Genomic DNA, 24,145 nt, shown 5'->3' on the forward strand with positions numbered 1-24,145 from the left:
GCGGTTGTTTCTGCCCATGCGAGTCTCACTCCCCGCGGTCGAGATACGTCAGGACGCCTCTGACGTTCATTGCGGTCTCCCCGCGGGCCTTCCGCTCGCCCCACACGTGCCCCATGTCCGTGTTCTCGACGAAGTGATCGATCACCGCCTCGTCGTCTCCCAGTTCCTCGCGCTTCCGTTCGACCGCCTGCACCCAGTCGGTCAACACGTCCGTGTACTCCGCAAGGACGCCGTCAGCGTCCTTCGGGCCGAAGTGCGCGAACAGGAGCGTCTCCGGGTCCATGGCGACGAGCATCTCGGCGTCGGCGAGCGTCCCCTCCAAGTCGAACTGCGGCGGCGGCGACGTTTCCGTTATCTGGGAGATCGACGGTACCCAGATCCCCGCCGCGTCGGCGGTGAAGACGGCGTCGTTCGCGGGGTCCTCGAACACGACCTGGTGGGGTGCGTGCCCCGGAGCGTGGTGGACGACGAGTTCGTGGTCGCCGAGGTCTATCGTGTCGCCGTCTTCGAGTTCCGTGATCCGAGAGTCGGGGACCGGTTCCGGTTCGGTGTAGAACTCGATCTGGTCGCCGACGGCGCTTTTCGTCCCTTTCCAGAGGCGCGAGGGGTCGGCGAGGTGGCGTGCGCCGCTCTCGTGGACGTACACCTCGGCGTTCGGGCAGGCATCGGCGATGAACCCAGCGCCGCCGGCGTGGTCGAGGTGGACGTGCGTTATCGCGATAACTTCCAGGTCGTCCCGCTCTATCCCCGCCTCGTCCAGCGCGGCCAAGATGCGCTCGTAGTTCGTGCCGATGCCCGTGTCGATGATAGCGGGTCGCTCGGCGTCGAGAACGTAGACCGACCCGTACTCCGCGGTGTCGTACATGCCCGTATCGACGTAGTATAGGTCCGTACACTCGCCCGACGTCACCGTCCGAACGTCTCCGGGTTCCATGTGAAATAACCCGCCCCCCGGCGAGAAAATCCTTGTGCTGCGGATCGGTAGGGCGGTCCGTCAGCGCTGGCGACGCCTGAGACCCAGCGCCCCGAGCAGGCCGGCGGCCGCCGCGAGGACGCCGAATCCGGGTTGCCCGCCGCCGTCACTTCCGTCGTCGGACGCGGTCGTCTGCGGGTCCGTTCCGTCGGTGGCGGCGGTGTCGGCTGTCGTCTCGTCGTCGGTCGATTCCGTGGCCGTTTCATCGTCGATCGTTTCCGTGGCTGTCCCGTCGTCAGTCGTGGGAGTTCCCTGCGTTGTCGTCTCCGTCGGCGGGTCGCCGAAACTGATGTCGCCTTGCATCGACGACGGGTGGATCCCGCAGCGGTAACTCACCAGGTCCTCGCTCGCGGTGAACGATATCGACCGGGTCGCTCCCTCCTCACCTACCGTCTCGGTCCTGGCGACCGACTCGTCGTTCTCGTCGCGGAGGACGAGGTTGTGGCCGACGCCGTCTGCGTTCTCCCAGACCAGTTCGTACTCCTCGCCCGCCGTCAGATACAGGGTCGGATTCTCTTCGCCCTCGATCCGGTCGGGGGAAACGCCTCGCCAGCCCTGGATGTCACTCGCCAGTCGGATGGTCGTCTGCTGGTCGAGGTCGCGACTGCCGCCCGCGGCCGTCACTGCCGGAACGGCGACTGCCGTTGCGGTGGCCGCTGTCAGGAACCGACGCCGGGAGGTGGATGAGGACGGAGCCATGTCAAGTAGCGAGTACCGGCGGCGGATAAATATGGGGGCGGTTGGGCGTGGTGTGAGCCGTTCCCGTAGTTCCGACACGGTTTTGCCTCGGCGCGGGAAACCAGCGGACAGGAATGCTCGACCGGACGTACCTACGCGAGAACCCCGACGAGGTGCGGGACGCCGTCGACCGCAAGGGCGTCGACGGCGTGGACGTCGACGCGATTCTCGCACTCGACGAGGAGTGGCGCGAACTGAAAGCCCGCGGCGACGACCTGCGACACGAGCGCAACGAAGTCTCCAGCCAGATCGGCCAACTGAAACAAGACGGTAAGGAAGAGGAGGCCCAGGAGGCCATCGACCGCTCACAGGAACTCAAAGCGGAACTGGAGGACGTGGAGGAGCGCGCGGACGAACTGGCGGAGCGACTCGAACGCGACCTGCTCCGCCTGCCGAACGTTCCCCACGAGAGCGTCCCGGTCGGAGACGACGAAAGCGACAACGTCGAACGCTACCGCGAAGGGTTCGACGACCTGCGGGAGATGCCCGACGACGTGACTCCCCACTACGACCTGGGCGAGGAACTCGACGTCCTCGACTTCGAGCGGGGCGCGAAGGTCAGCGGTGGCGGCTTCCAGTTCGTCAAAGGCGGCGGGGCTCGCCTCGAACACGCGCTCGTCCAGTTCATGCTCGACGTCCACCGGGAACAGGAGTACGTCGACGTTCTGCCGCCGATCCCGGTCAACAGCGAATCGATGGAGGGAACCGGCCAACTGCCGAAGTTCGCCGAGGACGCGTATCGCGTCGGCGCGCGGCAGGACGACGAGTACGAAGACGACGACCTCTGGCTGCTGCCGACCGCGGAGGTGCCCGTCACCAACATGTACCGCGACGAGATCCTGCTTGACGACGACCTCCCCGTCAAACATCAGGCGTTTTCGCCGAACTTCCGCCGCGAGGCCGGCGAGCACGGCACGGAGACGCGAGGCTACGTCCGCGTCCACCAGTTCCACAAGGTCGAACTCGTCAACTTCGTCCGACCGGAGGAGAGCTACGACCGGTTAGAGGGCCTGTTAGACGAGGCCGAGGAAGTCCTGCGCCGCCTCGAACTCCCCTACCGCGTGCTTGACATGTGTACCGGCGACATGGGCTTTACCCAGGCCAAGAAGTACGACATCGAGGTGTGGGCCCCCGGCGACGACATGGAGGACGGCCCCGCGGAAGGCGGCCGCTGGCTCGAAGTCTCCAGCGTGTCGAACTTCGAGGACTTCCAGGCCCGCCGCGCCGGCCTGCGCTACCGGCCGGAGCGCCACGAGGGCGCGGAGTACCTCCACACGCTGAACGGGTCGGGCGTCGCCGTTCCGCGCGTGATGGTCGCCATTATGGAGTACTACCAGAACGAGGACGGCACCGTCACCGTCCCCGAAGCGCTCCGCCCGTACATGGGCGGTCAGGAAGTCATCGAGGGCCACGACCGGGTCGGCGAGAGCGCGCTGGGTGCCGGCGAACGCGACTGACGGAAGCAGGTCGGGCGCGCCAGTCGAACTCGACGAACGCGCAGCCACCGAACCAGTGAGTGACCCCTTCCAGTCTCACGCCGCCCCCGCACGAACCGCGAGAACTGTTCTGACTGCGAATACCCGTCCACACGAGCGCGTGTAGACCGGTCTCTCCCGCAACCGGGCGGCCGTCCGGAAAGCGGACGACACTGACGGTGAGAACGACGGGTAGCGCTACCAGTCCGTGGAAACCCGCGAGCGTCTCGCCGGGGCCCGAATTCACGTATCCCAGCGTACCGCTGGCGGCGATCCCCGCACCGAGCGCCGCGGACAGCGCGTCGGCGTCCGGAAGCGGCGGGACGGAACCACGCCAGAAATCGAATAATGATCCCGGAGACGAAGACGGCGAGCGATAGCCGGAGGTGCGCTGCGGAACGGGGAGAGAGCGATCGACGGTTCCCAGCGGACATATTCTCAAGAACTCACAAGGGGAAAAAGCCACTTGAGGCCGATCTGGACCAATAGTCCGCCGCCGGAGGCGGCCTATCGCCGCCGCTCGTGAGACAGGGCTCTCACGCAGACGAGACCGGGCGATATCACTGCGTGAACGTGTCGAGTCGTTCGATCCGTCCGTCGTCGGCGAAACGGTGAACGTCGACGAACTGAAAGAGCACTTCGGTGTCGGCGTCCTGTCGAGTCTGCGAAGCGGGGTTCGATGCACTCCGCTCGGCCGCAGTTTCGAGGCGGCCGCGCGCGGCCACTTCCCGCTCGCCGTCCGCGACGAAGACGGTTCGGAGTTCGTGGACGGTGTCGGTCATCGGGCGGTCGTCGCGCATGAACGAGACGAACGCGTCTCGGCCCTCGAAGGTGCGGTCGGGGCGGCGCTGGACGAACTCGGGGGAAAGCAGGGCTTCGAGGTCGTCGTACGCGCCGTCGTCGAGGGCGGCGTAGAACGAGCGGACCGTCTCCTCGGCGTCTGTCATGCCCGTAGGTGCGCGGGCCGCGGCCGAAAAGCCACCGGTCACTGCGCCCGTCGCCGCGCGCTTACTCCGAAAGCGGGTAGAGGTCCGAAATATCCCCGTCGTCCGGGGAGGAGTGCAGCGCTTCGATGGCGTCGTCTCGGTATTCGTCGCCCCATTCCGGAGCGTCGTCGGCGTAGTACTCGGCCGACTCGGCGTACCACTTCGCTGCTCGACGGTACGCGTCCGCCGTCTCGGCGGCCGACGCTGCGCGGTGGGCAACCGGGTCCGAGCCGAACCGTCTGGCGGACTCGAAGGCGGCCGCCGCCTCGTCGAAGTAGCCGAGGGCTTCCCCGAACGTGGCGTCGGCAGTCGACCAGTCTTCGCGCTCGAACGCCGTTCGAGCGGTTTCGAACTCCGACCGTCCGAACCGAAAGTGGTTGCACGCGGTGCGATAGCGTTCGATCGCCGTTCCGTCGTCCTGAACCGCTTCGACGGCGTCGCGGACGGCTTCGAGGTCCGGGAGGTCGACCGGCGACTCCCCGCACCAGGCGTACTCGACGGTCAGGTTCGCGTCCAGAACGAACACCGACCGCTTCGGGACGCGCTCGTGGCCCTCGAACTCCGACTGGAGGACGCCGTACTGCTCCGCGACGTTGCCGACGCTGTCGGAGAGTAACGGGAACCCTAGGTTGTACTCCGTTGCGAACGCGCGGTGACTGTACACGCTGTCGGGTGAGATGCCGAAGATCGTCACGTCCCGTTGCATGGCGAAGAGCTCGAGGTCCTGTAACGCGCACAACTCGTCCGTACAGGCAGGACTGAAATCAGCGGGGTAGAATGCGAGAACGACGATCGATTCGCCGTCGTAATCGTCGAGGGCATACTCGCCGATCTCTCCGTCGTCCACGCCGGGCAACTGGAACGACGGGGCGTCCGAACCGACAGCTATCATGAGCGACACGTACACCTCCGCCACCTTAGTTCCTCTCACATAACGGACAGTACTTCGTCGCCGTTCCGCGCGCCGCTCCGAGGGTGACGCGGGAACCCGGAGCTACCGCTGCCGCGGTACACGCGCGGCGGGACCACCGCGGTACACGCCCTCTATCACTCCCTCGGGCGCATCTCGAAGCTCTCGCGCTCGACGAGTTCGTGCGATCCACACTCCGGACACGCGGTCGGGTCACCGTCCACTTTCGCCCCGCAGTCAGCGCATTCCAGCCTGACTCCTTTCTCCGTGCGCGGCACGAGCATGTCCTTTAGTTTATCCACGATGCTCATAAGCGTCGATCCGGCCCGGAAACCGAAGTGTGTTAGCATCCACCAATATCGAGAGGAATCAGTAGCAGTGGCATCCGAGAGTTCCGTTGAACGAGGCTGTCGTTCGCCCGAGCGGTATGAAAGGTGTAAATTCTTATCTCTGGAACGTTCAGAATCGACAACACATGTTCGACATGAAATCAAAGGCGGTGTTTCTGACCACCCTGCTCATCATAAACATCGTGTCGTTTCTCTTCGGTGGAGTGCTCGGCTTCGTCGTTTTCGTCCCGTCTATCGGGTTCGCGCTCCACGTCCTGCGGCGATAACGACGTGTCGTCGGCTCCGTGCAGTCCCGCCGATAACGACAGTCCGAGCGCTTTTTGCCGGATCCGAACCTACGTATCTGCGTGGAACTGCACGTCCGGTACGAGGGCGACGACGACCCGAAGAAATGTACCGCCCGGAAACTCGAACGGTTTGACCTGGCGGCACTGCATCGCTCGGCGAGAGCAACGCCGTACGGCGTCGTGTTGAACCCCCACGCCGAGCAAGCGCTTTCGCCGGCAGATGCGGACGCTAACAGACTCGTCGCGCTGGACTGCTCGTGGGAGACGGCCGGCGAGGCGATGTTCGACCTCCCGGGCGAACACCGGGCGCTCCCCTTTCTCGTCGCCGCGAACCCCGTCAACTACGGGCGGCCATTCCGCCTGACGACGGTCGAGGCACTCGCCGCCGGGCTTGTCATTCTGGGCGAGCGCGACCACGCCGAGCGGATCCTCGCGAAGTTCACCTGGGGCGAAACGTTTCTCGAACTCAACGCGGAACCGCTCAGGCGCTACGCCGACTGCGAGGACTCGACCGAGATCGTCGCCGTTCAGGACGAATACCTCGCCGAGGAGTGATAGGGTCGGGTGTGCGTCATTTCGGCATTTCGCTGACGCGGGGTCGGCGACTACCGGTACACAGTTACAACCAACCCGATGACGCGTCCACTCGGAAACCCTTTTATTCGGTGGCGGGCAACTGGGGGGTATGGCTACGTTCGACAAAGCGGAGGGACGCATCCTCGACAAGATGATCTGCATGCGCTGTAACGCCCGCAACCCCAAACGCGCCGACAACTGCCGCAAATGCGGCTACAAGAACCTTCGACCGAAGGCAAAGGAATCCCGCAGCGCCTGATCCATCGCTCGTTTTTGCAACTGACAGACGCTACTCGCCGGGGTATTTCGGTTCTCGCTGTTTCGCCCGCGATAGCGCAGTCTCGATCACGTCGGTCACTTCCCCGTGGAACTCTCCGCCGTGACCGGCGTACATGTGTTCGACGGAGTCCGGCATTCGCGATAGGATCCGCTCGATGCTCTCGATGAGTTCCTCGCGGGACCGGCCGGGTCGGTCCGTCCGACCGAAACTGCCGTAGTCGAACGCGCCGTCGTCGTGGACGACGACATCGCCACAGAATATCGTCGATCCGCTGACCAGAGCGACGTGGTCGTCCGCGTGGCCGGGCGAATACACCACCTCGAACGTCTCGTCGCCGACAGTCACCTCGTCGCCGTCGTCGACCGCCGTAGTTCGGTTCGGATGATCGCCGTAAGCGTACACGTCCGGGTCGAACGCGTCGATCACGGCGTCGAGTTCGGCGACGTGGTCGCCGTGCTGGTGCGTAAGTACGACGGCGTCCAGTTCGTCCGTCTCCTCCCGTATTCGGTCGACGATACCGGGCCACGCACCCGCGTCGACCAGAGTCGGTCGGCCGTCCAGTGCGAGGTAGGCGTTGCAGGTGAAGGTGTCCGCGTCGGCGGTGACGTTGATGACGTCCATACGCTCACTGGACCGCACGGCGGCAAAACAGTGGTGGGCTAAGCGCGAGCGCCGGGAGTAAAGCGGCGGGCGAGAAACGGACAGTGCATAGCGGCGGACTTCCAGCGTGTACGGTCTGAGAAACGGCAACGCATCGGCGACGCCCAGCGAACCGCGGCGCTCCGCCCGGGAAATTTTTTAGGAATAAATCACTATTTTCAGTCGTAGCATGGGTTTCGGGAGCTACGACGAGTCGGAACAAGATACTCAGAACATCGATGCTGATATCGACGCAGACGACGGCGTCACCACCGACGAAACCGACCACGACGGCGATATCGAGTACGAGATCGGGGCATCGAACGACGAACTGATCGACCGCCTACAGGACATCAAAGACGGCGAAGCGAACTGATGAAACCCGGGACACGGGCGCTCGGCGTCGCCGAGTCGTTCCGCGACGAGACGAGCACGCTCGCCGGCGTCGTCACTCGTGCGTCCCGGACCGTCGACGGCTTCGCTTTCTCTTCGTGTACGGTCGGTGGCGACGACGCGACCGACGCTATCATCGACCTCTACCGGCAACTGGACCGCGAGGACGTCCGGTACGTTGTCGTCGGTGGGGTCGCGCTCGCCTGGTACAACATCTTGGACCTGAACCGGGTTCACCGGGCGACGGACCGACCGATTTTATCTGTCACGTTCGAGGAGAGCGAGGGCCTCGAACCGTCGCTCCGTGCCGAATTCGACGGCGACGCGCTGGACTGGCGACTCGATGCCTACGAGGCGCTGCCGCCGCGGCGTCCGGTCGGCGTCGGCGACGAAACGGTGTTCGTCCGGAACGTCGGCATCGCCGACGCCGAGGCGGACCGCGTCATCGGGGCGTTTACGCCCGAGGGCGGGCGGCCCGAACCGGTCCGCGTCGCGCGGCTGGCGGCGCGGGCGTGCGACGAGATCCGAAGAGAGTAGTACGAGCCGACGAACGGGGGCGTATGGACGAGATGGAGGGACTCGCCGTCACCGACTGCGAGCGCTGTCCCGCCCTCTGCGAGTCGCGAAACCGAATCGTCAACGGCGTCGGGCCGGCCGACGCTGACGTGCAGTTTATCGGCGAGGCCCCCGGTGCCAACGAGGACGAACGGGGAGAGCCGTTCGTGGGCCGGAGCGGCGACGTGCTGGACGACGCCCTGCTCGCCGCCGGACTCGAACGTGAGGCGATCCGGATCAGCAACTGCGTGCGCTGTCGGCCGCCGGACAACCGCGACCCGACGACGGAGGAACTAGCGAACTGCCGCGGCTATCTGGAGTCGGAGATAGCGGCGGTCGACGCGGAGGTCATCGTCACCCTCGGCAAAGTCCCGAGCGAACACCTGCTCGAACGGGACGTCGCCGTCACGAACGAGGCCGGGTCGTTAGTCGACGTGCGCATCGGCGGCGAGCCGCGGCGCGTGCTGATCTGCGTCCACCCCGCCGCGACGCTGTACGACCGGAGCCAGGAGGAGACGTTCGAGGAGACGCTGGCGACGGCGGCCGACCTCGCCGGCGTCGAGACCGGGAGTGGTGGGCAGTCCAGGCTCGGCGAGTTCTAAGAAAGCCCTTGCAGCGGCCTGATGGCCGGTACTACGCCCTTTCACTGTCTACCGGAGTGGCTTCGGGAACGGCTTCCCGGTCCGAGTCGTCGCTCGCTCTGCTCGTGGACGGCACCGGATGTCGCGACCGCTTCGAGTGCCTGCCCGTCCCCGTCCGCTGACCGCGATCTCCGCTCGCGCCGGTCAGCGCGGCCGCAGTGTTGTCGTCCTCCTGTCCGGACCCGTTGGCGAGCGCAAGCGCAGGATTAGTAGTGTCAGCTGTAATTCCTTGAGGAATATCGGACCCCGGGGGTCCGACTATCCTTCCGAAGTTACAGCCAACAGTATAACTCGGTGGGGTCGTTAGAGTTCGACAAGATGGACAAGGCGTCCCTTCGGTACGACGCGGTGCTTTTCGACAACGACGGCGTGATCGTCGAGCGGACGAGCAACGGTGTGATGGAACCCGCAGTCCGCGGGGCCTTTCGGGAACTGGGCGTCGACGAACCCGACCCCCACCACGTCGAATACCTGATCCGGGGTCCGATGGACGAACTGGGTGATATCTGCAGAGCGTACGGCATCGACCCCGAACGACTCTGGGACGAGCGCGAGGCGCGCGCCGCCGCGGGCCAGAAAGAATCGATCCGGAACGGCGGGAAGCCGCTGTACGACGACGTTGCCGTCGTCGCCGACCTGTCGCTCCCGCTCGGCATCGTCAGCAACAACCAGTCCGAGACGATCGACTTCGTCGTCGACCACTACGACCTCGACTGGTTGGACTTCGCCAGCGGTCGCGAGATGAGCCTGGCGGGCGTCGACCGGAAGAAGCCCGAACCGTTCTACCTCGAACGCGCGCTCGACGCACTCGGCGCGGAGTCGGCGCTGTACGTCGGCGACAGCGCGGTCGACGTGGCCGCCGCGGACGCCGCCGGCATCGACTCCGCGTTCGTCCGCCGTCCCCACCGCGCCGACTACGACCTGCCCCACGAACCCACCTACGAGATAGACGGCCTCGACGAGATACCCGACCTGGTTCGCGGCGCGACGGTTCCGGAGTAGTAAGGAACTTGACCGCGACGCTCCTACGGTTTCGCATGAGCCAACAGACCGCGGCGGCGACCGAAAGCGACGGGGCGACGGCCTCGGTCGTCGTCGTCGACTACGGCCTCGGGAACCTCCGCAGCGTCACGCGCGGTCTCGAACGCGCGGGCGCAGAAGTGACGGTGACCGACGACGTCTCTACGTTTCCTGACGCCGACGGCATCGTCCTCCCCGGGGTCGGCGCGTTCCGCGAAGGGATGGAAAACGCCGGTCCGTACCGCGACGCCTTACTCGACGCCGCCGAGCGCGGCCAGCCAGTCTTCGGCATCTGTCTCGGGATGCAGATGCTCCTGACCAGCAGCGAAGAGGCCGAGCGCGCTGGTCAGGGCGACGTGCAGGGTCTCGACCTGATCCCCGGCCGCAACGTCCGCTTCGCGCAGGGCCAGAAGGTGCCGCACATGGGCTGGAACGAACTGAACGTCGAGCGCGACCACCCGTTAGTCGACGGCGTCGACACCGTTGCGTCGGAGACGCAACGAGCAAACGGATCCGCCGACGGCGGATCCGTTGACGGGGAGTACGCCTACTTCGTCCACTCCTACTACGCCGAACCGGACAGCGACGACGCCGTGGTCACCACGACCGACTACGAGGTCGAGTTCCCCAGCATCGTCGCGAACGAGGCGGGCACCGTCTTCGGCACGCAGTTCCACCCCGAGAAAAGCGGCGAGACGGGACTGCAGATCCTGCGGAACTTCGTCGACATCTGCGCCGAGGAATAGGACGCCGGCGTTTTCTCAGCGTTTCCGGATCGAACGTATCAGTCGAGCACAGGTGTGCGAGCGGGAGCGAGCGCGTTGCGGCGTCTTGCCGAACGAAGTGAGGCAAGGCTCGGAGGATGCTCCGCGTCCTCCGGCGGACAGTGAAAGGGCGCAGCGCGCCGCGCCAGCGGCGCGCAAGGGCTTTCTATAGGAACTCCTTGACTTCCGAGTACCACATGTCGTGATGGTCCACGGCGTCGATTCGCTGGGCGATGTCGACGGCGAGCGAGTGCCAACAGCGCTCCGTCGGGTCCTCGGGGTCCAGGTTGTACTCGCTGTCCTTGCAGGTACAGCCGCCGTCCTCGACGACGTACTCCTCGCGGTGGCCGACGACGACGATGAAATCACGGTACTCTTTCACACGGCCTTCGGAGACGGACTCGATTGCGCGTGCCCCCCGGTCGCCGTGGACCGACGTGATCCGATCGACAGCGTCGGGTGTGAGTTCGCCGGCGTCTTCCAGCGCGGCTTTCCACTCTTCGACCCGCGTCACGGGTGCCACCCCGTTCGCACGGCGTCGGTCCTGATCACTGTCATCCAGTAAACAGTCCCCCGACAAAACAGGTTCGGTGTGTAGGGTGCGTGAACGTTAGTGTGCGACCCGAGAACGTGGGTACAGCATTCGTTATCGGTGACGACTTCGAAACTGTTGCAGCGCCGGTAGATACATCGTCAGGAACCCCAGACCCCGCCTCCGATCCACACGCTTACGGCGTCCCGGGGGCGAAAACGGGTATGCACGTCCGGGAAGGTGGGGTCGAAATCGAGGTACCCGAACAGGAAAGCGAGGGTATCGACGACGCCGTGTTCTTCAATCCCGTCCAGGAGTTGAATCGCGACCTCACCGTCGCCGTCCTCCGCGCGTTCGGCGACCGGGAGGAGCGAGCGGAGACGTACCTCGACGCGATGGCCGCAAGCGGCATCCGCGGCGTCCGCGCGGCGGCCGAGGGGTGGGACGCAACGCTGTGTGACGTCGACGCGGACGCTATCGACCTGTGCGAGCAGAACCTGGCGGCGAACGACCTAGACGGCACTGTCGTCCAGCGCGGCGCGAACGCACTGATGCACGACGACGTGTTCGACGTGGTCGACATCGACCCGTTCGGGACGCCGATGCCGTTCGCGGACGCCGCGTTCGCCAACACGCGTGACCTGGTTTGTGTGACGGCGACCGACACCGCGCCGCTGTGTGGCGCGCACTTCGACAGCGGCGTCAGGAGCTACAGCGCCGTCCCGCGAAACACCGAGTACCACGCCGAGATGGGGCTCCGAGTGTTGCTGTCGGCGCTCACCCGGACCGCCGCGCGGTACGACACGGGTGTCGTGCCGCTTTTTTCCCACGCGACGAATCACTACGTTCGGACGTACCTCGAACTGGAACACCGCGCGACGGACGCAAACGCCGCTATCGACGAACTCGGCCACGTCTACCACTGCGAGGACTGCCTCTACCGCGAGACCGAGCGCGGCCTGATCGCGGACCCGCTGGACGACTGTCCGAACTGCGGGGGCGAGCGCGTCGTCACCGCGGGACCGATCTGGCTCGGCAGCGTTCGGGACCGTGAGTTCGTCGCGGATGTCCGCAACGCGGTCAGCGGCGACATGGGCACCGCCGAGAACGCGCGCGACCTGCTGGAGACGGTCGAACACGAACTCGACCAACCCACACACTACGACCAGCATCGCCTCTGCAAGGAGTGGGGTCGCCCGGCGGCGGCGATGGACGACTTCCTCGGGAAACTCCGGACTGCCGGCTACGAGGCGTCCCGTGCCCACTACAGCGGGACGGCGTTCAAGACGGATGCGGACGTGGCGGCCGTCCGAGAAGTCACCGAACACGAGTAGTTTCAGCAAACAGTTAGTGTTTCCGCGCCGAAGAATCGGACGTGCGCCAGCGACTCCAGCGGTCGGTCGGGTTCGGAAAGAGCGTGGCCGCCGTCGTCCAGAACCGGCAGGTCACCTTTCTGGCGGCCGGCATCGCGTACTACGCGTTCGTCTCGCTCGTCCCTCTCTTGTTGCTGGCGCTCGTCGTCGCGAGCGTGTTCGGGGGCGAGGCGCTCGCCGAGCGGGTCGTGCGCGCCGCCGGCGAGATACTCACCCCATCGGGTGCCGACCTGGTCCGCGATGCGCTGACGAGCGAGAGCGGCCGGGGCGGCGCGACCGTCGTCGGTATCGCCGGCCTGCTCTGGGGCGGTCTGAAAGTGTTCCGCGGTCTCGACTACGCGTTCTCGGCGGTGTACGGCACGACCGGTGAGGAGTCGCTTCTCGGAAGTGTGCGCGACGGCCTGATCGTTCTGTCGGCCATCGGCCTCGGCGTCGTCGTCGTCGCCCTCATCAACGCGCTGGTCGGAACGTTCGCCGGCCCGCTAGCCGGCGAAATCGCGTCGGTCCTTTCGCTGGTCACCCTCTCAGTCGTGTTTTTCCCGCTGTACTACGTGTTCCCGAACGTCGCGCTCGGCGCCCGCGGGGCGCTCCCCGGCACCGTGTTCGCCGCCACCGGCTGGACGGCCCTCAGCGCCGTGTTCCGGGTCTACGCCGCGAATGCGGACGCCTACGCGGCGTACGGCGTTCTCGGCGGCGTCCTGTTGCTCGTCACCTGGCTGTACGTCGGCGCGATGGTCGTCATGCTGGGTGCCGTCGTCAACGCGGTACTCGCCGGCTACGCGGAGGACCGGCAGTTACAACACGACAGACATAGACAGACACGAGCAACGCGAGCGATGACCGACGATATAGCCACTGACGGGGACGCTGGGTCGGACGAAGACGACGGACTCACCGCCGACGATTTCGAGGCAGACGGGACCACGGACGAGCGGCACTCGTCGAGCCCACACTCATCAGGCGGCGAGGACCCCGACAGAGCCGACCTCGAAGCAGAGATAGAGCGCCTCCGCGAGGAAGTCGAGGACTTCGAGGAGGAGATCGAACAGCGGACGGTCCACCGGGACGACATCGAGAGCGACCTCAAACGCTACGTCCGCAAGCGCGTCAGGCGGGGCCACGCTCGGGGGTGGGGACCGTACCTCGTCCTCCTGTACGGTACCGCGATGACCATCGGCGCGTTCTACCTCCTCAACGGCGGATGGGCGATACTCGCGATGATCGTCGTCTGGCTGTCGACGCTCGGCCTGTACGTGCTGATGGTACTGTTCGGTGCCGGCCTGTCCCTGCTCGGCGCGCCCGGGCGGATACGTGACGCTATCGGTTCCTGGCGCTCATGAGCCGCGGGGTCGGAGCCGTCGAGATACTCCGTGACATCTTTCCCGAACCGGTCACGGCCGCGTTCGCCTTGCTGACACAACTCGGCGACGTCTGGTTGTACGTCGTCATCCTGACGCTCCTGTACTGGTACGGGAACCGAGAGCGCGCGATGCGAATCGTCGGCGTTGCGATCGGTGCTATCGCGCTGACGCTCGCGCTGAAGTACGCGTTCGCCCTCCCTCGCCCGCCCGCCGACCCGCCGGCGCTCCCCGGGAGCGTTCCGGCCGTGCTGGAACCGCTGTACGAGGAAACCGTCAGCGCTGACGGATACGGGTTCCCCAGCGGGCACGCCGTTGGGAGCGCTGCCGTCTGGGGCGCGCTCGCGCTTTGGACCGACATCGGCACCCGCCGACAGCGGTTCCTCGCGGCGGCGGCGCTCGTGGCCGTCATCTCAGTGTCTCGTCTCGTCCTAGGAGTTCACTATCTCGTCGACGTGGTGGCGGGCGTCGCGGTCGGCGGTGCGTACCTCGCCGCAGTGGCCGTCGCCGTCTCGCGGGCAACGGACGGACCCACGGTCGCGCTCGGGGCCGCGGCCGCCGTTGCGGCGCTCGGTATCGCCGTGAGCGGTGCGAATCAGGAACTCCTCGCAGCGTTCGGGGCCGCCGTCGGTGCGCTGGTCGCCTGGCGACTCGCCGACGTACCGGCCGAACCGTGGCCACGGACGACCGTCGGCCTGGGGTACGCGCTGGGATGTGTCATCGCGCTTGAACTGCTCGTACTCGCCTGGCTGCTCGTTCCTCTCCCCGACTCGGCGGTCGTCGTACTGTCGTCGCTATCGCTCGGTAGCGTCGTCGCCGCACCGGCCGGGGTGCGCCGCGTGAAAGAACGAAACGCGAGGACGGCACAACAGTAGGTGGTAAGACAGTCTGTTTATTTGTTTGAGTGTTTGGAACTTATCCGAGTGGTTCGGTAGGTAAGTTTGATCCCGGAACAGGTTTGTCGGGAAAAACAGTACAGTGAGACGATGGCTACTGTAAAACGTCTCTACAACCGCAGTGACGAGTGGCTGAAGGGCCTCTCTCGTGGACCGTATGCCGTCTTCTTGGGGATATCGGGAGGTGTTGGCGTCCTCATAGCCGGACTACTGGTAAGTAAGGATCTTCTCCTCGTTCAGGCGCTCACGATAGCGCTCGTCATGTTCAGCTTGGAGTACGCGTTTGGTCTCCACCAGACGACTGACGAGTGACTGGAACGACTACCGGCCTATTTCCACATCACGCACTCTCACTGACGGAACAAACTGCCGGAGCAGTCTGATACGGGTCAGGTGACCCGTGAGACTCCCGCTTTCCTCGTTAGAACTTCTCCAGATACTTCTCTTCCTCCCAGCTGCTGACGTGAGTCTTGTAATCGGCGTAATCGGCGTTTTTCGCCTGAGCGAACTTCTCGCCGACGTGTTCGCCGAGCGCCTCGGTGACTACCTCGTCGTCCTGGAGCGCGTCGACGGCAGCGCCGAGGTTCGGCGGAAGCGTCTCGATGCCGTACTCTTCGCGTTTCTCGTCGTCGAACTCGTAGATGTCCTCGCGGACCGGTTCGCCGGGGTCGGCGTCGTTCTCGATGCCGTGCAGACCGGCGGCGATGACGCTCGCAAGCGCGAGGTAGGGATTGCACGACGGGTCTGGACTGCGGATCTCGAAGCGGGCGCTTGCGCCGGCCGCGTCGGGGACGCGGATGAGCGCCGAGCGGTTGACGCCCGACCACGCGATGTACACCGGCGCTTCGTAGCCGGGGACCAGGCGTTTGTAGGAGTTCACGGTCGGGTTCGTGATAGCCGTAAACGCCTCGGCGTGGTTCAGGACGCCGCCCATGAAGCTGTAGGCGGTGTCGGAGAGATTGAACTCGTCGCTTTCGTCGGCGAAGGCGTTCCCGTCCTCGTCGAACAGCGAGATGTGGCTGTGCATGCCGGAGCCGTTGATCTCACCGATCGGCTTCGGCATGAACGTCGCGTGGAGGTCGTTCTGTTCGGCGACGGCGCGGACGACCGCGCGGAAAGTCGCGATGTTGTCGGCCGCAGTGAGCGCGTCGTCGTACTTGAAGTTGATCTCGTGTTGCCCCTCGGCGACCTCGTGGTGACTGGCCTCGACCTCGAAGCCCATGTCCTCCAGCGTGAAGATGATCTCCCGGCGCACGTCGCTCGCGAGGTCCTTGGGCGCGAGGTCGAAGTAGCCGCCGTTGTCGTGTGGGTTCGTCGTCGCGTTGCCGTTTTCGTCCTTCTCGAAGAGGAAGAACTCCGGCTCCGGACCGATAGAGACCTGGTAGCCCATGTTCTCGGCGCGGTCGAGAACCCGTCTGAGAACCTGGCGCGGGCCGCCGGCGAACGGCGTGCCGTCAGTGTTAGCAACGTCACAGATCAGGCGAGCGCTCGCCGCATCGCCGTTGGAGCGCCACGGGAGGATGGCGAACGTCTCGGGGTCGGGTTCGAGGCGCATGTCGGACTCCTGGATCCGAACGAACCCCTCGATAGACGACCCGTCGAACCAGATCCCCTCGTCGAACGCTTTCTCGACCTGTCCCGCGGGTATGGAAACGTTCTTGACCGTCCCGGTGATGTCGGTGAACTGTAGCCGGACGAATTTGACGTTCTCTTCCTCGATTTTCTCCAGTACTGCTTCCTCCTCCTGGGTGAGGCCCTCAGCCTCGTCTGCAAGATTTCCGGTTGTCATTTTTCTCGTCAGTGCATACGAACATCCCAACCACTAAAACGCTATCCTTCTGCGCAAATCTTCCGACTGCGGCCATAAATTGGATATTCGTAAAATTATAATGTGTGGGGTGAGTGAGTACCTATAATGACGTACGAAAATCTCGACGCAGAACTAGTAAATGCACTTCTGAACGACGGTCGCGCCAGCCTGCGAAGCCTGGGCGAGGAACTGGACGTATCCGTGACGACCGTCTCGAACCACCTCTCCGACCTCGAAGAGAACGGCGTCATCGACGGCTACACCCCCGTCGTCGACTACGGGGCGCTCGGCTACGACGTGACCGCGATCATCCAGCTCAAAGTCGAAGGGAACGCGCTGCCCGATATCACGGACCGACTCGAAGGCCACAATCAGATGATCAGCGTGTACGAGGTGACCGGCAACTACGACATCATCGCCATCGGGAAGTTCATGGACACGGACGGGATGAACGAGCAGATCAAGACGCTGCTGACCGACCCCGACATCAACGAGAGCAACACGAGCGTCGTGCTGGACGCCGCCAGCGAGAACGACCAGTTCACCCTGGACATCGAGGAGTAACGTTTTACCCGCGTCCGTTCGACCGATCGTCGTCCGATGACTGAGAGGCTCTCTATCAGACGGTACGACTCAGACGACCAGCAGCGCGTCCGCGAACTCCACGAAGCGGCCCTGCGAAGCGTCGACTCGTACGTCGAGGGAGTTCCGGATCCGGACATCGACGATATCTCCGGGACGTACCTCACAGACTGCGGCGAGTTTCTCGTCGGTGAAATCGACGACCGGATAGTGGCGATGGGCGCGCTCCGCCGCGAAGACGAGGCCACGGCGGAGGTGACGCGGATGCGCGTCGACCCCGACTACCACCGACAGGGGTTCGGCACCGCGATGCTCGCGGCACTGGAAGACCGTGCCGCGGAACTCGGCTACGAGACGCTCGCCCTCGACACGCTCGACCGACAGACGGGGGCGAAGCGACTGTACGAATCGTTCGGCTACGAACGGACGGGACGGGAACCGCGGGGCGAATACGTGCGACTGTTCTACCGAAAAAACGTATAACGACGGCCGGGTAAGCGGTGAGGCCCTCGTTCGGGCCGAATCGCCCGCCACGCGGACGGGCCGTCTAGAGTGGAGTGAGGCCGCAAGCGCCGTCAGGCGCGAGCGACGTGTTTGGCTGGATCTGTCCGGCGAGCGGTCCGCAAAGCGGAGTAGAGATAAACAGTGGCCTGTCTACATCGCGCCGCCCATGCCACCCATGCCGCCCATGCCGCCAGCACCGCCGGGGCCGCCTTCGTCGCCGCCCTTGTCGGTCGACAGGTCGCCGGCGGAGATGATGTCGTCGATCTTCAGCACGAGGTTCGCGGCCTCGGTAGCGCTGGAGAGCGCCTGCTCCTTGGAGTGTGCGGGTTCGACGACGCCGGCGTCGAACGTGTCCTCGACGCTGGAGGAGAACACGTTCAGGCCGGCGCGGACGTCGCCCGCTTCGTGGTCGGCGCGGAGGTCCACGAGCGTGTCGATGGAGTCGAGACCGGCGTTCTCGGCGAGAACGCGGGGGACGAGCTCCAGCGAGTCGGCGAAGGCTTCGACTGCGAGCTGCTCGCGGCCCTCGACGCTGTCGGCGAAGTCGCGCAGACGGCTGGCGACCTCGACCTCGATAGCGCCGCCGCCCGCGACGACGCGGCCGTCGGAGACGGTCTGGGAGACGACGTCGAGGGCGTCCGTGAGGCCGCGTTCGAGTTCGTCGACGACGTGGTCGGTCGACCCGCGCAGGATGAGGGTCACGCCGTGGTTGTCGTCGCCGGTGACGTAGAACATCTCGTCCTCGTCGTCGCGGGTAACGTCGCCGTAGCCGAGGTTGTCGGCGGTGACGCTGGAGAGGTCGGAGACGATGTCGGCGCCGACGACTTCGCGGAGGAACTCGATGTCGGACTTCTTGGCGCGGCGGACGGCGAGGATGCCTTCCTTCGCGAGGTAGTGCTGCGCCAGGTCGTCGATACCTTTCTGACAGAAGACGACGTCAGCACCGCTGTCGGCGATCTGCTGGACCTTCTGTTTGAGCTGTTCTTCCTCCTGGTCGAGGAACTGCTGAAGCTGGTCCGGGTCCGTGACGGAAACCTCGGTGTCGACGTTGGTTTCCTCGACTTCGACAGCCTGGTCGAGGAGCAGGATGTTCGCGTCCTCGACGCTCTTGGGCATGTCGTCGTGGACTGGGTCCTTGTCGACGGTGCCGCCGTTGATCAGTTCGGACTCGCCCGCGGAGCGGCCGGTCTGCGTCTCGATGTTGAGGAATTCGAGGTCGACCGTCCCGTCGACCGTGACGGCGCTGACGGCGTCGATGATGAGCTGGGAGAGGTGCTCCTTGTTCAGCTCCGCGCCCTTGCCGGTCATGGATGTCTCGGCGACCGAACGGAGGAGGTCCTCGTCGTCGGCCTCGACTTCCTCGGCGACGTTGCCGATCTCGTCGCGGGCCTGCTCGCTGGCGAGGTGGAAGCCACGGATGATCGCCGTCGGGTGGATGTCCTGTTCGAGGAGGTCCTCGGCGTTCTTGAGGAGTTCACCGGCGATTGCGACGGCCGTCGTGGTACCGTCTCCGGCCTCGTCCTCCTGCGTTTCGGCGACCTCGATGATCATCTCGGCCGTCGGGTTGTCGATGTCCATCTCCTTGAGGATGGTCACGCCGTCGTTCGTGATGGTAACGTCGCCCATCGAATCGACGAGCATCTTGTCCATCCCTTTCGGGCCGAGTGTCGAGCGAACGGCCTCTGAGACCGCACGCGCAGCGGAAATATTGTAGTTCTGCGCGTCCTGGTCTTTGACTCGCTGAGACTCCTCGCTCATTACGATCATCGGCTGACCGCCCTGTTGCATTCGCTGGCTCATAGTCAACTGAAGGTATGAATGTGATTCTATATAAAGGTTTATTATTTGTACGAGGGCGGCGCAGTCGAGTTCGCGCAGTGTGTCGCCCGAAACCCCCATACTGCGGTGGTATTGGCGTCATATCATGCCAAATGATACCACGATTAAAGGAGGGGTGAGAGAGGTGTGATCTCCCCGTTTATATGCATTCCAGTGCGGTCAGTCGGAGCCGACTCCGCACAGTCCGGCAGACCTCTCCGCACGAGGAGTACGCGGCAGGCGGCGAGTGTTGCTACGGCTCCGAGTCGAGCGGTTCGGCGACGGCCGGCGCATCGTTCGTCGGGTCGTTGACCGCCGGGGAGACGGGATAGGCCCGCATCTCGTCCGCTGGATACGGGTCGAGCAGTTCCCCGGCGTCGGCAGGGTCTGCCGTCAGCCACTCTCGCTGTTCGGCCTCGTCTAAAATGACCGCCATCCGGTGGTGCAGATCCGCGATCAGGTCGTTCGGTTCCGTCGTGACGACGGTGAACGTCAGCATGCGTCTCGTTTCAGTCGACGCCGCACCGTCGGCGAACGCGTCGAGACCGACCTGTTCGATTTCGGTCTCCCAGGTCGACCAGAGGCCCGCCATCGCGAACGGGCGGTCGTCCGACCGCGTGACGCGGTACGGTTGCGTCCCCCCGCTCTCGTCGACCCACTCGTAGAAGCCGTCAGCGGGGACTAAACATCGCCCCGCCTGCGGCCCGCCGGTTTCGTGGGACTGCTCGAACGCGTCGCGGAAACTCGGCTTCTCGGCGACCGTCTCCGCACGCGCGTTGATCAGACCGTCGCTATCGTCGTCGGCCCAGTGGGGAACGAGTCCCCAGTTGTGGAACTCGATCCGGTCGGAAGCCGCGTCCCGGACGACGGGCAACTCCTCGCCCGGTGCCATGTTGTACCGCGGTTCGAGATCCCTCTCCGGGGTAGCATCTAACAGGTCGATTACGGCGTCCTGAGGCGCGAACAGACTGTACCGGCCACACATTGTCGGCTCTACGTTCCCCGGTACCAAAACGCCGCTGACTCCGACGATGACCAGTAGTCACCGCCTTCGGCCGCGAAACGGCCGTTATTCGGCGTGTACTGAAGGGGGAATCGGTCGAAGCTGTTCGTAGGTGACGGGCCAGGTCACCTGGTGGGTATGAACGACAACTGTGAAGCCGTCGTTTGTGAAAGCGGGTGGTACGAGATCCGTGATCCGGGTCGGGTAGGCCACTGGATCGCGGTCGAGAATCCGGTCGAAGTCCGTCCGTGAGACGGGGACTTGCTCGGGACCCGTCCCGGTCGCGACTCTCGCGGCGCGTACTGACGACCGTCAGTATCAGAAGCTGAATCGCCTCTACTCCGTCTTCACCGCCGCTCCGGCCTCGACGACGCCGTCGCCCGCTCCGTTCCCTGGACCCGGCCCGTCGCCGCTCGGCCTGTCACCGCAGACCGGCAACCGCCGGACGCTCCATTTTTTTGCAGAGAGCAGTCGTAGAGAGCGCCGATGCTCCTCGCGAGTGGAAGTGCATGAAAACGCCAGGACAGGGATTTGAACCCTGAATCCCGAAAGGGAACACGCTTTCCAGGCGTGCGCCTTGCCATTCGGCCATCCTGGCTCACTCGGGAGTAGTCGGGTGTTCCGTTTAAACCCTTTTGTTCCGTCTCGCCAGCCAGCCCTCACCGAGATACGAGAGGGCGGTCGCACCGATCCCGACCGCGACCGCGATGCCGACCACTGCCGGTACCGGGACGCCTGCTCCGCCGGCGAGCAGATACCCCTGGTACAGGACCAGGAACGCGAGCACGCCGACGACCCCCCAGAGGAGGCTGGACCTGACGCGAGACCTCACTCCGACGAAGCGACGGCCTCTATCTCGACGCCGGCACCTTTCGGCAGCTCGGACACCTCGACGGCGCTTCGCGCCGGTGGGTTGTCGAGGAAGTACTCCTTGTAAGCCTCGTTCATCTCGTCGAAGCTGTCGATGTCGTCGAGGTAGACGGTGACTTTCAGGACGTCTTCCGTGTTCAGGCCCTCCTCTTCGAGTATGGCCGAGACGTTTTCGAGAGATTGGCGCGTCTGGACGGTGATCGACTCGTCGTCTAACAGTTCACCGTCGGCCGTCATGGGGAGTTGACCGGCGGTGAACACGATCGAGCCGTCAGTCGTCGCCTGGCTGTACGCCCCGACGGCGGCGGGGGCGTCCGGAGTGTCGATAATGTGTTTCACGCCCGAACTGTCGGGAGCGGGGGACTTAAAACTCAGTAGCTCTCTCCCGCCTCGACCGGCCCCGCAAAAGCGGAGTACAGCACGGCGAAGTAGGTGATCACCAGCGGGATCAACAGAGCGGACGCTATCGTCATCAGGTTCAGCGCGAGCGTCGAGACGGCCGCGTCTGCGACCGAGAGTTCCGAGGACGGATCGATAGACGGGTACAGGAGAACGGCCACCAGCGCGACGAAGCCGTACGTGAGCGCGCCGGCGACGCCGAGCGCGAGATGGTACCGTTCCTCGCGCATCGCGCGGACGTATCCACCGACAAGCGCGACCGATAGCGCGACGAGCGCCGCCGGTACGGGAGCCAGGAGACCGCCGCCCACGTTCGGCGCGGTAAGCGCGAGCGTTACGAGCGACGCGACGACGAGCGCTAGGTAGCCGGTCACTGCCCGGACGCCGTACGCGGTCGTCTCTGACTGTACGACTCCGCGAGTTTTGATCCCCAGGAACGCGGCACCCGAAACGACGGTGAGAGCAACGAGCGCTAGACCGACGAGCGGACCTGCGAGGGTGAGACTTCCCTCGGAGCCGGTTAGCCACGCCGTCGCAAACATCCCGAGCAAGAACGGTGCGCTGACGCTGCCCACGACGAAGGCAACACCCCAGATCCGCCGCCACCGCTCGTCGTGGCGCTGCTCGTAGAACTCCGGAGCCAACCCGCGGAGGATGAGTGCGGCGAGGAACGCGAACAACAGGATGTAGTGACGGCTGAACAGCCCCGCGTACGCGGCCGGGAACGCCGCGAACAGCGCCCCGCCGAACACGACGAGCCACACCTCGTTTCCGTCCCAGAACGGCCCGATAGCAGCCAGGAGCTGTTCCTGCTCCGACTCGTCGTCGCGGGTGGCAAACAGCGCACCGACGCCGAAGTCGAACCCATCGAGAAAGAGGAAGGTCCCCAGAAACGCGAAGACAATCCCGAACCACAGTTCCGGCAGGGAGAGACCGAGTACCGGCCCGCTCGACAGCGACAGGGGGTCAGTCATCGACTGTCACCTCCTCGGGCGGTGCGGGCGCTTCCGAAGTCGTCACGTCTGCCGCGTCCGGCGGCCCACTCCGGAGCAGTCGAAAGATGACTCCCGAGTAAAGCGCCAACAGGAGCGCGTATCCGCCGGCGAACCCGACGAGCGTCACAGTTGCCTCCGTGCCAGTCAACCCGGGCGAGACGCCGTCGGTAGTCCGCATGACGCCCTGTATCACCCACGGCTGACGGCCGACTTCGGTGACGATCCAGCCGAGTTCGACCGTGAGTATTCCGAGTAGTGACGACCAAGTGAGCGCCCGGAGCAGGCGCTCGCTCTCGAACAGTCGCCCCTGATACCATCGGTACCCTCCCCAGAGCGCGAGGCCGATGAACCAGAAGCCGAAACCGACCATCGCGCGGAACGACCAGAAGACGAAAGCGACGGGAGGAGAGCCGTCGAACTCGTTTAGACCGTCGACGACCGCGGACGGGTCGCCACCGCTGGCGAGCGCCGAGGCGAGACTGGGAATGCTCACCGTGAACAGGGTTTCAGCGCGTGGGTCGGTGAACCCGTCGAGGCTGGTGGGAACGGCGAGGAGGTGGAGGTCGGCGTGAGGACCGGTCTCGTACTGCGCCTCCATCGCGGCGAACTTCTGGGGCTGAGTCTCGGCGACGTGGCGGGCGTAGCTGTCGCCGTGAAGCACCTGAAACGGCGCGGTGACGAGCAGGGCGACCAGCGCCACCTTCAGCGTCATACGCCAGAAGCGGTCGTCGCCGCCCGTTCGGACGTAGTAGGCCGCCACACCGGCGAGAAACAGCGCGACCGACAGCACGGCAGCGCTCTGCATGTGGACGAACATCCACGGGAACCGCGGGTTCGCGTACGCGGCGACGGGGTCGACGAGCGTCACGACCGGCTGACCCCCCTCCCGGGCGAGTTCGAACCCGCGAGGCGTCTGCATCCAGGAGTTGGCCACGAGTATCCACACTGCTGAGAGCCACGTTCCGAGACCGACGAAGACGCTCGACAGGAAGTAGAGGCGGTCGGACACCCGGTCGCGGCCGAAGACGAACACGCCGAGAAACGTCGCTTCGAGGAAAAACGCCATCATCCCCTCGACGGCTAACGGCCCCCCGAACAGTTCGCCGGCCGTGGTCGCAAAGGCCGCGAAGTTCGTCCCGAACTCGAACTCCAAGACGATACCGGTGACGGTGCCGACGACGAACGAGATGGCGAACACCGACGTCCAGAACGACCGGAGTCGCGGGTACACGGGGTCGTCCGTGCGAACCTCCTTCCACGTGAAATAGACGAGGAACGGAGCCAGCCCCATGCTCATCACGGGGAAGATGATGTGAACGATCGTGGTGAGGGCGAACTGAAGTCTACTGGCGAGGACTGGGTCGATCATGGCTGGGCGAGGGTAACAGCCGAGAGTTAAACGAAGAGGCGAATAGATT

The 24,145-nt window shown here is 64.9% G+C and carries 30 protein-coding genes and 1 tRNA gene; 16 read left to right on the forward strand and 15 right to left on the reverse strand.

The features are described from left to right. Positions 1-25: 25 nt before the first annotated feature. Together EYW42_RS08240 and EYW42_RS08245 are read right to left on the reverse strand one after the other, a co-directional pair. Positions 26-934, reverse strand: a complete 909-nt coding sequence (locus EYW42_RS08240) for an MBL fold metallo-hydrolase (protein ID WP_135534794.1) — start codon at positions 932-934, stop codon at positions 26-28. Between the two features lie 60 nt (positions 935-994). After that, complete coding sequence (locus EYW42_RS08245; protein WP_135534795.1) at positions 995-1,672, reverse strand: cupredoxin domain-containing protein; 678 nt, start codon at positions 1,670-1,672, stop codon at positions 995-997. Positions 1,673-1,785: 113 nt separating this feature from the next. On the opposite strand from EYW42_RS08245, the gene serS reads away from it, so the two are divergent. Both serS and EYW42_RS08255 read left to right on the forward strand, forming a co-directional pair. Further along, positions 1,786-3,168, forward strand: coding sequence for a serine--tRNA ligase (serS, locus tag EYW42_RS08250; protein ID WP_135534796.1), 1,383 nt, complete (start codon positions 1,786-1,788; stop codon positions 3,166-3,168). 197 nt (positions 3,169-3,365) lie between these two features. Then, on the forward strand, positions 3,366-3,566 hold the full coding sequence (locus EYW42_RS08255) for a hypothetical protein (protein WP_135534797.1): 201 nt from the start codon (positions 3,366-3,368) through the stop codon (positions 3,564-3,566). Positions 3,567-3,746: 180 nt separating this feature from the next. Here EYW42_RS08255 and EYW42_RS08260 read toward each other — a convergent pair whose 3' ends face one another. The 3 genes from EYW42_RS08260 to EYW42_RS19780 all read right to left on the reverse strand — a co-directional run bounded on the left by EYW42_RS08260 (position 3,747) and on the right by EYW42_RS19780 (position 5,366). Further along, positions 3,747-4,133 carry a nuclear transport factor 2 family protein gene (locus tag EYW42_RS08260; RefSeq protein ID WP_135534798.1) on the reverse strand — a complete coding sequence of 129 codons (387 nt, stop codon included), beginning with the start codon at positions 4,131-4,133 and terminating at the stop codon, positions 3,747-3,749. A gap of 61 nt (positions 4,134-4,194) precedes the next feature. Beyond that, on the reverse strand, positions 4,195-5,088 hold the full coding sequence (locus EYW42_RS08265; protein WP_237561297.1) for a redoxin domain-containing protein: 894 nt from the start codon (positions 5,086-5,088) through the stop codon (positions 4,195-4,197). A gap of 131 nt (positions 5,089-5,219) precedes the next feature. Then, entirely contained in the window at positions 5,220-5,366 is a 147-nt protein-coding gene (locus EYW42_RS19780; protein WP_202613847.1) for a hypothetical protein, read from the reverse strand. Positions 5,367-5,557: 191 nt separating this feature from the next. On the opposite strand from EYW42_RS19780, the gene EYW42_RS19475 reads away from it, so the two are divergent. The 3 genes from EYW42_RS19475 (at position 5,558) to EYW42_RS08275 (ending at position 6,554) form a co-directional block, all read left to right on the forward strand. Further along, positions 5,558-5,698 (forward strand): hypothetical protein, encoded by a 141-nt coding sequence (locus EYW42_RS19475; RefSeq protein ID WP_161972928.1) that lies wholly within the window; start codon positions 5,558-5,560, stop codon positions 5,696-5,698. An 81-nt stretch (positions 5,699-5,779) separates the two neighbouring features. After that, entirely contained in the window at positions 5,780-6,274 is a 495-nt protein-coding gene (locus EYW42_RS08270) for a DUF367 family protein (RefSeq protein ID WP_135534800.1), read from the forward strand. A 130-nt stretch (positions 6,275-6,404) separates the two neighbouring features. Next, positions 6,405-6,554: a 50S ribosomal protein L40e gene (locus tag EYW42_RS08275; RefSeq protein ID WP_135534801.1), complete on the forward strand. Its 150-nt coding sequence runs from the start codon at positions 6,405-6,407 to the stop codon at positions 6,552-6,554. Between the two features lie 30 nt (positions 6,555-6,584). Here EYW42_RS08275 and EYW42_RS08280 read toward each other — a convergent pair whose 3' ends face one another. Then, positions 6,585-7,196: an MBL fold metallo-hydrolase gene (locus EYW42_RS08280; protein WP_135534802.1), complete on the reverse strand. Its 612-nt coding sequence runs from the start codon at positions 7,194-7,196 to the stop codon at positions 6,585-6,587. Between the two features lie 208 nt (positions 7,197-7,404). Here EYW42_RS08280 and EYW42_RS08285 point away from each other — a divergent pair, with 208 nt between their 5' ends. The 5 genes from EYW42_RS08285 (at position 7,405) to hisH (ending at position 10,569) form a co-directional block, all read left to right on the forward strand. Beyond that, a complete protein-coding gene (locus EYW42_RS08285; RefSeq protein WP_135534803.1) occupies positions 7,405-7,590 on the forward strand; it encodes a DUF5786 family protein in 186 nt (61 codons plus the stop codon). Then, complete coding sequence (locus EYW42_RS08290) at positions 7,590-8,144, forward strand: endonuclease dU (RefSeq protein WP_135534804.1); 555 nt, start codon at positions 7,590-7,592, stop codon at positions 8,142-8,144. The genes EYW42_RS08285 and EYW42_RS08290 overlap by 1 nt, the downstream gene beginning before the upstream one ends. A 23-nt stretch (positions 8,145-8,167) precedes the next feature. Next, positions 8,168-8,764 carry a uracil-DNA glycosylase gene (locus tag EYW42_RS08295; protein ID WP_135534805.1) on the forward strand — a complete coding sequence of 199 codons (597 nt, stop codon included), beginning with the start codon at positions 8,168-8,170 and terminating at the stop codon, positions 8,762-8,764. Between the two features lie 357 nt (positions 8,765-9,121). After that, positions 9,122-9,805, forward strand: coding sequence for an HAD family hydrolase (locus EYW42_RS08300; protein ID WP_135534806.1), 684 nt, complete (start codon positions 9,122-9,124; stop codon positions 9,803-9,805). 35 nt (positions 9,806-9,840) lie between these two features. Next, positions 9,841-10,569 (forward strand): imidazole glycerol phosphate synthase subunit HisH, encoded by a 729-nt coding sequence (gene hisH / locus EYW42_RS08305; protein WP_135534807.1) that lies wholly within the window; start codon positions 9,841-9,843, stop codon positions 10,567-10,569. A 184-nt stretch (positions 10,570-10,753) separates the two neighbouring features. Here the strand turns inward: hisH and EYW42_RS08310 are convergent, their stop codons facing one another. Continuing rightward, complete coding sequence (locus EYW42_RS08310; RefSeq protein WP_135534808.1) at positions 10,754-11,101, reverse strand: hypothetical protein; 348 nt, start codon at positions 11,099-11,101, stop codon at positions 10,754-10,756. Between the two features lie 242 nt (positions 11,102-11,343). On the opposite strand from EYW42_RS08310, the gene EYW42_RS08315 reads away from it, so the two are divergent. The 4 genes from EYW42_RS08315 (at position 11,344) to EYW42_RS08330 (ending at position 15,058) form a co-directional block, all read left to right on the forward strand. Continuing rightward, a complete protein-coding gene (locus EYW42_RS08315) occupies positions 11,344-12,453 on the forward strand; it encodes a tRNA (guanine(26)-N(2))-dimethyltransferase (RefSeq protein ID WP_135534809.1) in 1,110 nt (369 codons plus the stop codon). Positions 12,454-12,494: 41 nt separating this feature from the next. Next, the gene (locus tag EYW42_RS08320) at positions 12,495-13,832 is read left to right on the forward strand and encodes a YihY/virulence factor BrkB family protein (RefSeq protein ID WP_135534810.1); all 1,338 of its coding nucleotides are present in this window, start codon (positions 12,495-12,497) and stop codon (positions 13,830-13,832) included. Further along, positions 13,829-14,725 carry a phosphatase PAP2 family protein gene (locus tag EYW42_RS08325; RefSeq protein ID WP_135534811.1) on the forward strand — a complete coding sequence of 299 codons (897 nt, stop codon included), beginning with the start codon at positions 13,829-13,831 and terminating at the stop codon, positions 14,723-14,725. The genes EYW42_RS08320 and EYW42_RS08325 overlap by 4 nt, the downstream gene beginning before the upstream one ends. Before the next feature lie 111 nt (positions 14,726-14,836). Beyond that, positions 14,837-15,058, forward strand: a complete 222-nt coding sequence (locus EYW42_RS08330; protein WP_135534812.1) for a hypothetical protein — start codon at positions 14,837-14,839, stop codon at positions 15,056-15,058. Between the two features lie 109 nt (positions 15,059-15,167). Here the strand turns inward: EYW42_RS08330 and glnA are convergent, their stop codons facing one another. Then, positions 15,168-16,535, reverse strand: a complete 1,368-nt coding sequence (gene glnA / locus EYW42_RS08335; RefSeq protein WP_135534813.1) for a type I glutamate--ammonia ligase — start codon at positions 16,533-16,535, stop codon at positions 15,168-15,170. A gap of 126 nt (positions 16,536-16,661) precedes the next feature. On the opposite strand from glnA, the gene lrp reads away from it, so the two are divergent. Then, entirely contained in the window at positions 16,662-17,120 is a 459-nt protein-coding gene (gene lrp / locus EYW42_RS08340) for an HTH-type transcriptional regulator Lrp (protein WP_135534814.1), read from the forward strand. A gap of 36 nt (positions 17,121-17,156) precedes the next feature. Continuing rightward, complete coding sequence (locus EYW42_RS08345; RefSeq protein WP_135534815.1) at positions 17,157-17,621, forward strand: GNAT family N-acetyltransferase; 465 nt, start codon at positions 17,157-17,159, stop codon at positions 17,619-17,621. Positions 17,622-17,792: 171 nt separating this feature from the next. On the opposite strand, the gene thsB is transcribed toward EYW42_RS08345, so the two are convergent. The 7 genes from thsB to EYW42_RS08380 form a co-directional block, all read right to left on the reverse strand. Further along, positions 17,793-19,442, reverse strand: a complete 1,650-nt coding sequence (gene thsB, locus EYW42_RS08350) for a thermosome subunit beta (RefSeq protein ID WP_375137127.1) — start codon at positions 19,440-19,442, stop codon at positions 17,793-17,795. A gap of 271 nt (positions 19,443-19,713) precedes the next feature. Continuing rightward, entirely contained in the window at positions 19,714-20,445 is a 732-nt protein-coding gene (locus EYW42_RS08355; RefSeq protein ID WP_135534816.1) for an SOS response-associated peptidase, read from the reverse strand. Positions 20,446-20,979: 534 nt separating this feature from the next. After that, positions 20,980-21,061, reverse strand: a tRNA-Ser gene (locus EYW42_RS08360). 27 nt (positions 21,062-21,088) lie between these two features. Next, entirely contained in the window at positions 21,089-21,295 is a 207-nt protein-coding gene (locus tag EYW42_RS08365; RefSeq protein ID WP_135534817.1) for a hypothetical protein, read from the reverse strand. After that, positions 21,292-21,672 carry a RidA family protein gene (locus EYW42_RS08370; protein WP_135534818.1) on the reverse strand — a complete coding sequence of 127 codons (381 nt, stop codon included), beginning with the start codon at positions 21,670-21,672 and terminating at the stop codon, positions 21,292-21,294. The genes EYW42_RS08365 and EYW42_RS08370 overlap by 4 nt, the downstream gene beginning before the upstream one ends. A 32-nt stretch (positions 21,673-21,704) precedes the next feature. Beyond that, positions 21,705-22,706, reverse strand: a complete 1,002-nt coding sequence (locus EYW42_RS08375; RefSeq protein ID WP_135534819.1) for a cytochrome d ubiquinol oxidase subunit II — start codon at positions 22,704-22,706, stop codon at positions 21,705-21,707. Next, positions 22,699-24,096 (reverse strand): cytochrome ubiquinol oxidase subunit I, encoded by a 1,398-nt coding sequence (locus tag EYW42_RS08380; protein ID WP_135534820.1) that lies wholly within the window; start codon positions 24,094-24,096, stop codon positions 22,699-22,701. Before EYW42_RS08380 ends, EYW42_RS08375 begins: the two co-directional genes overlap by 8 nt. Positions 24,097-24,145 lie beyond the last annotated feature (49 nt).

Source organism: Halostella pelagica (genome assembly GCF_004762015.1).
Classification (GTDB): domain Archaea; phylum Halobacteriota; class Halobacteria; order Halobacteriales; family Natronoarchaeaceae; genus Halostella; species Halostella pelagica.

What these genes read in the sequence shown, in the direction of transcription:
- EYW42_RS08240 (WP_135534794.1), bottom strand. Translation starts at nt 934, where the DNA reads ATGGAACCCGGAGACGTTCGGACGGTGACGTCGGGCGAGTGTACGGAC.
- EYW42_RS08245 (WP_135534795.1), bottom strand. Translation starts at nt 1,672, where the DNA reads ATGGCTCCGTCCTCATCCACCTCCCGGCGTCGGTTCCTGACAGCGGCC.
- serS (WP_135534796.1), top strand. Translation starts at nt 1,786, where the DNA reads ATGCTCGACCGGACGTACCTACGCGAGAACCCCGACGAGGTGCGGGAC.
- EYW42_RS08260 (WP_135534798.1), bottom strand. Translation starts at nt 4,133, where the DNA reads ATGACAGACGCCGAGGAGACGGTCCGCTCGTTCTACGCCGCCCTCGAC.
- EYW42_RS19780 (WP_202613847.1), bottom strand. Translation starts at nt 5,366, where the DNA reads ATGCTCGTGCCGCGCACGGAGAAAGGAGTCAGGCTGGAATGCGCTGAC.
- EYW42_RS19475 (WP_161972928.1), top strand. Translation starts at nt 5,558, where the DNA reads ATGTTCGACATGAAATCAAAGGCGGTGTTTCTGACCACCCTGCTCATC.
- EYW42_RS08275 (WP_135534801.1), top strand. Translation starts at nt 6,405, where the DNA reads ATGGCTACGTTCGACAAAGCGGAGGGACGCATCCTCGACAAGATGATC.
- EYW42_RS08280 (WP_135534802.1), bottom strand. Translation starts at nt 7,196, where the DNA reads ATGGACGTCATCAACGTCACCGCCGACGCGGACACCTTCACCTGCAAC.
- EYW42_RS08285 (WP_135534803.1), top strand. Translation starts at nt 7,405, where the DNA reads ATGGGTTTCGGGAGCTACGACGAGTCGGAACAAGATACTCAGAACATC.
- EYW42_RS08290 (WP_135534804.1), top strand. Translation starts at nt 7,590, where the DNA reads ATGAAACCCGGGACACGGGCGCTCGGCGTCGCCGAGTCGTTCCGCGAC.
- EYW42_RS08295 (WP_135534805.1), top strand. Translation starts at nt 8,168, where the DNA reads ATGGACGAGATGGAGGGACTCGCCGTCACCGACTGCGAGCGCTGTCCC.
- EYW42_RS08300 (WP_135534806.1), top strand. Translation starts at nt 9,122, where the DNA reads ATGGACAAGGCGTCCCTTCGGTACGACGCGGTGCTTTTCGACAACGAC.
- hisH (WP_135534807.1), top strand. Translation starts at nt 9,841, where the DNA reads ATGAGCCAACAGACCGCGGCGGCGACCGAAAGCGACGGGGCGACGGCC.
- EYW42_RS08315 (WP_135534809.1), top strand. Translation starts at nt 11,344, where the DNA reads ATGCACGTCCGGGAAGGTGGGGTCGAAATCGAGGTACCCGAACAGGAA.
- EYW42_RS08325 (WP_135534811.1), top strand. Translation starts at nt 13,829, where the DNA reads ATGAGCCGCGGGGTCGGAGCCGTCGAGATACTCCGTGACATCTTTCCC.
- EYW42_RS08330 (WP_135534812.1), top strand. Translation starts at nt 14,837, where the DNA reads ATGGCTACTGTAAAACGTCTCTACAACCGCAGTGACGAGTGGCTGAAG.
- glnA (WP_135534813.1), bottom strand. Translation starts at nt 16,535, where the DNA reads ATGACAACCGGAAATCTTGCAGACGAGGCTGAGGGCCTCACCCAGGAG.
- lrp (WP_135534814.1), top strand. Translation starts at nt 16,662, where the DNA reads ATGACGTACGAAAATCTCGACGCAGAACTAGTAAATGCACTTCTGAAC.
- EYW42_RS08345 (WP_135534815.1), top strand. Translation starts at nt 17,157, where the DNA reads ATGACTGAGAGGCTCTCTATCAGACGGTACGACTCAGACGACCAGCAG.
- thsB (WP_375137127.1), bottom strand. Translation starts at nt 19,442, where the DNA reads ATGAGCCAGCGAATGCAACAGGGCGGTCAGCCGATGATCGTAATGAGC.
- EYW42_RS08355 (WP_135534816.1), bottom strand. Translation starts at nt 20,445, where the DNA reads ATGTGTGGCCGGTACAGTCTGTTCGCGCCTCAGGACGCCGTAATCGAC.
- EYW42_RS08375 (WP_135534819.1), bottom strand. Translation starts at nt 22,706, where the DNA reads ATGACTGACCCCCTGTCGCTGTCGAGCGGGCCGGTACTCGGTCTCTCC.
- EYW42_RS08380 (WP_135534820.1), bottom strand. Translation starts at nt 24,096, where the DNA reads ATGATCGACCCAGTCCTCGCCAGTAGACTTCAGTTCGCCCTCACCACG.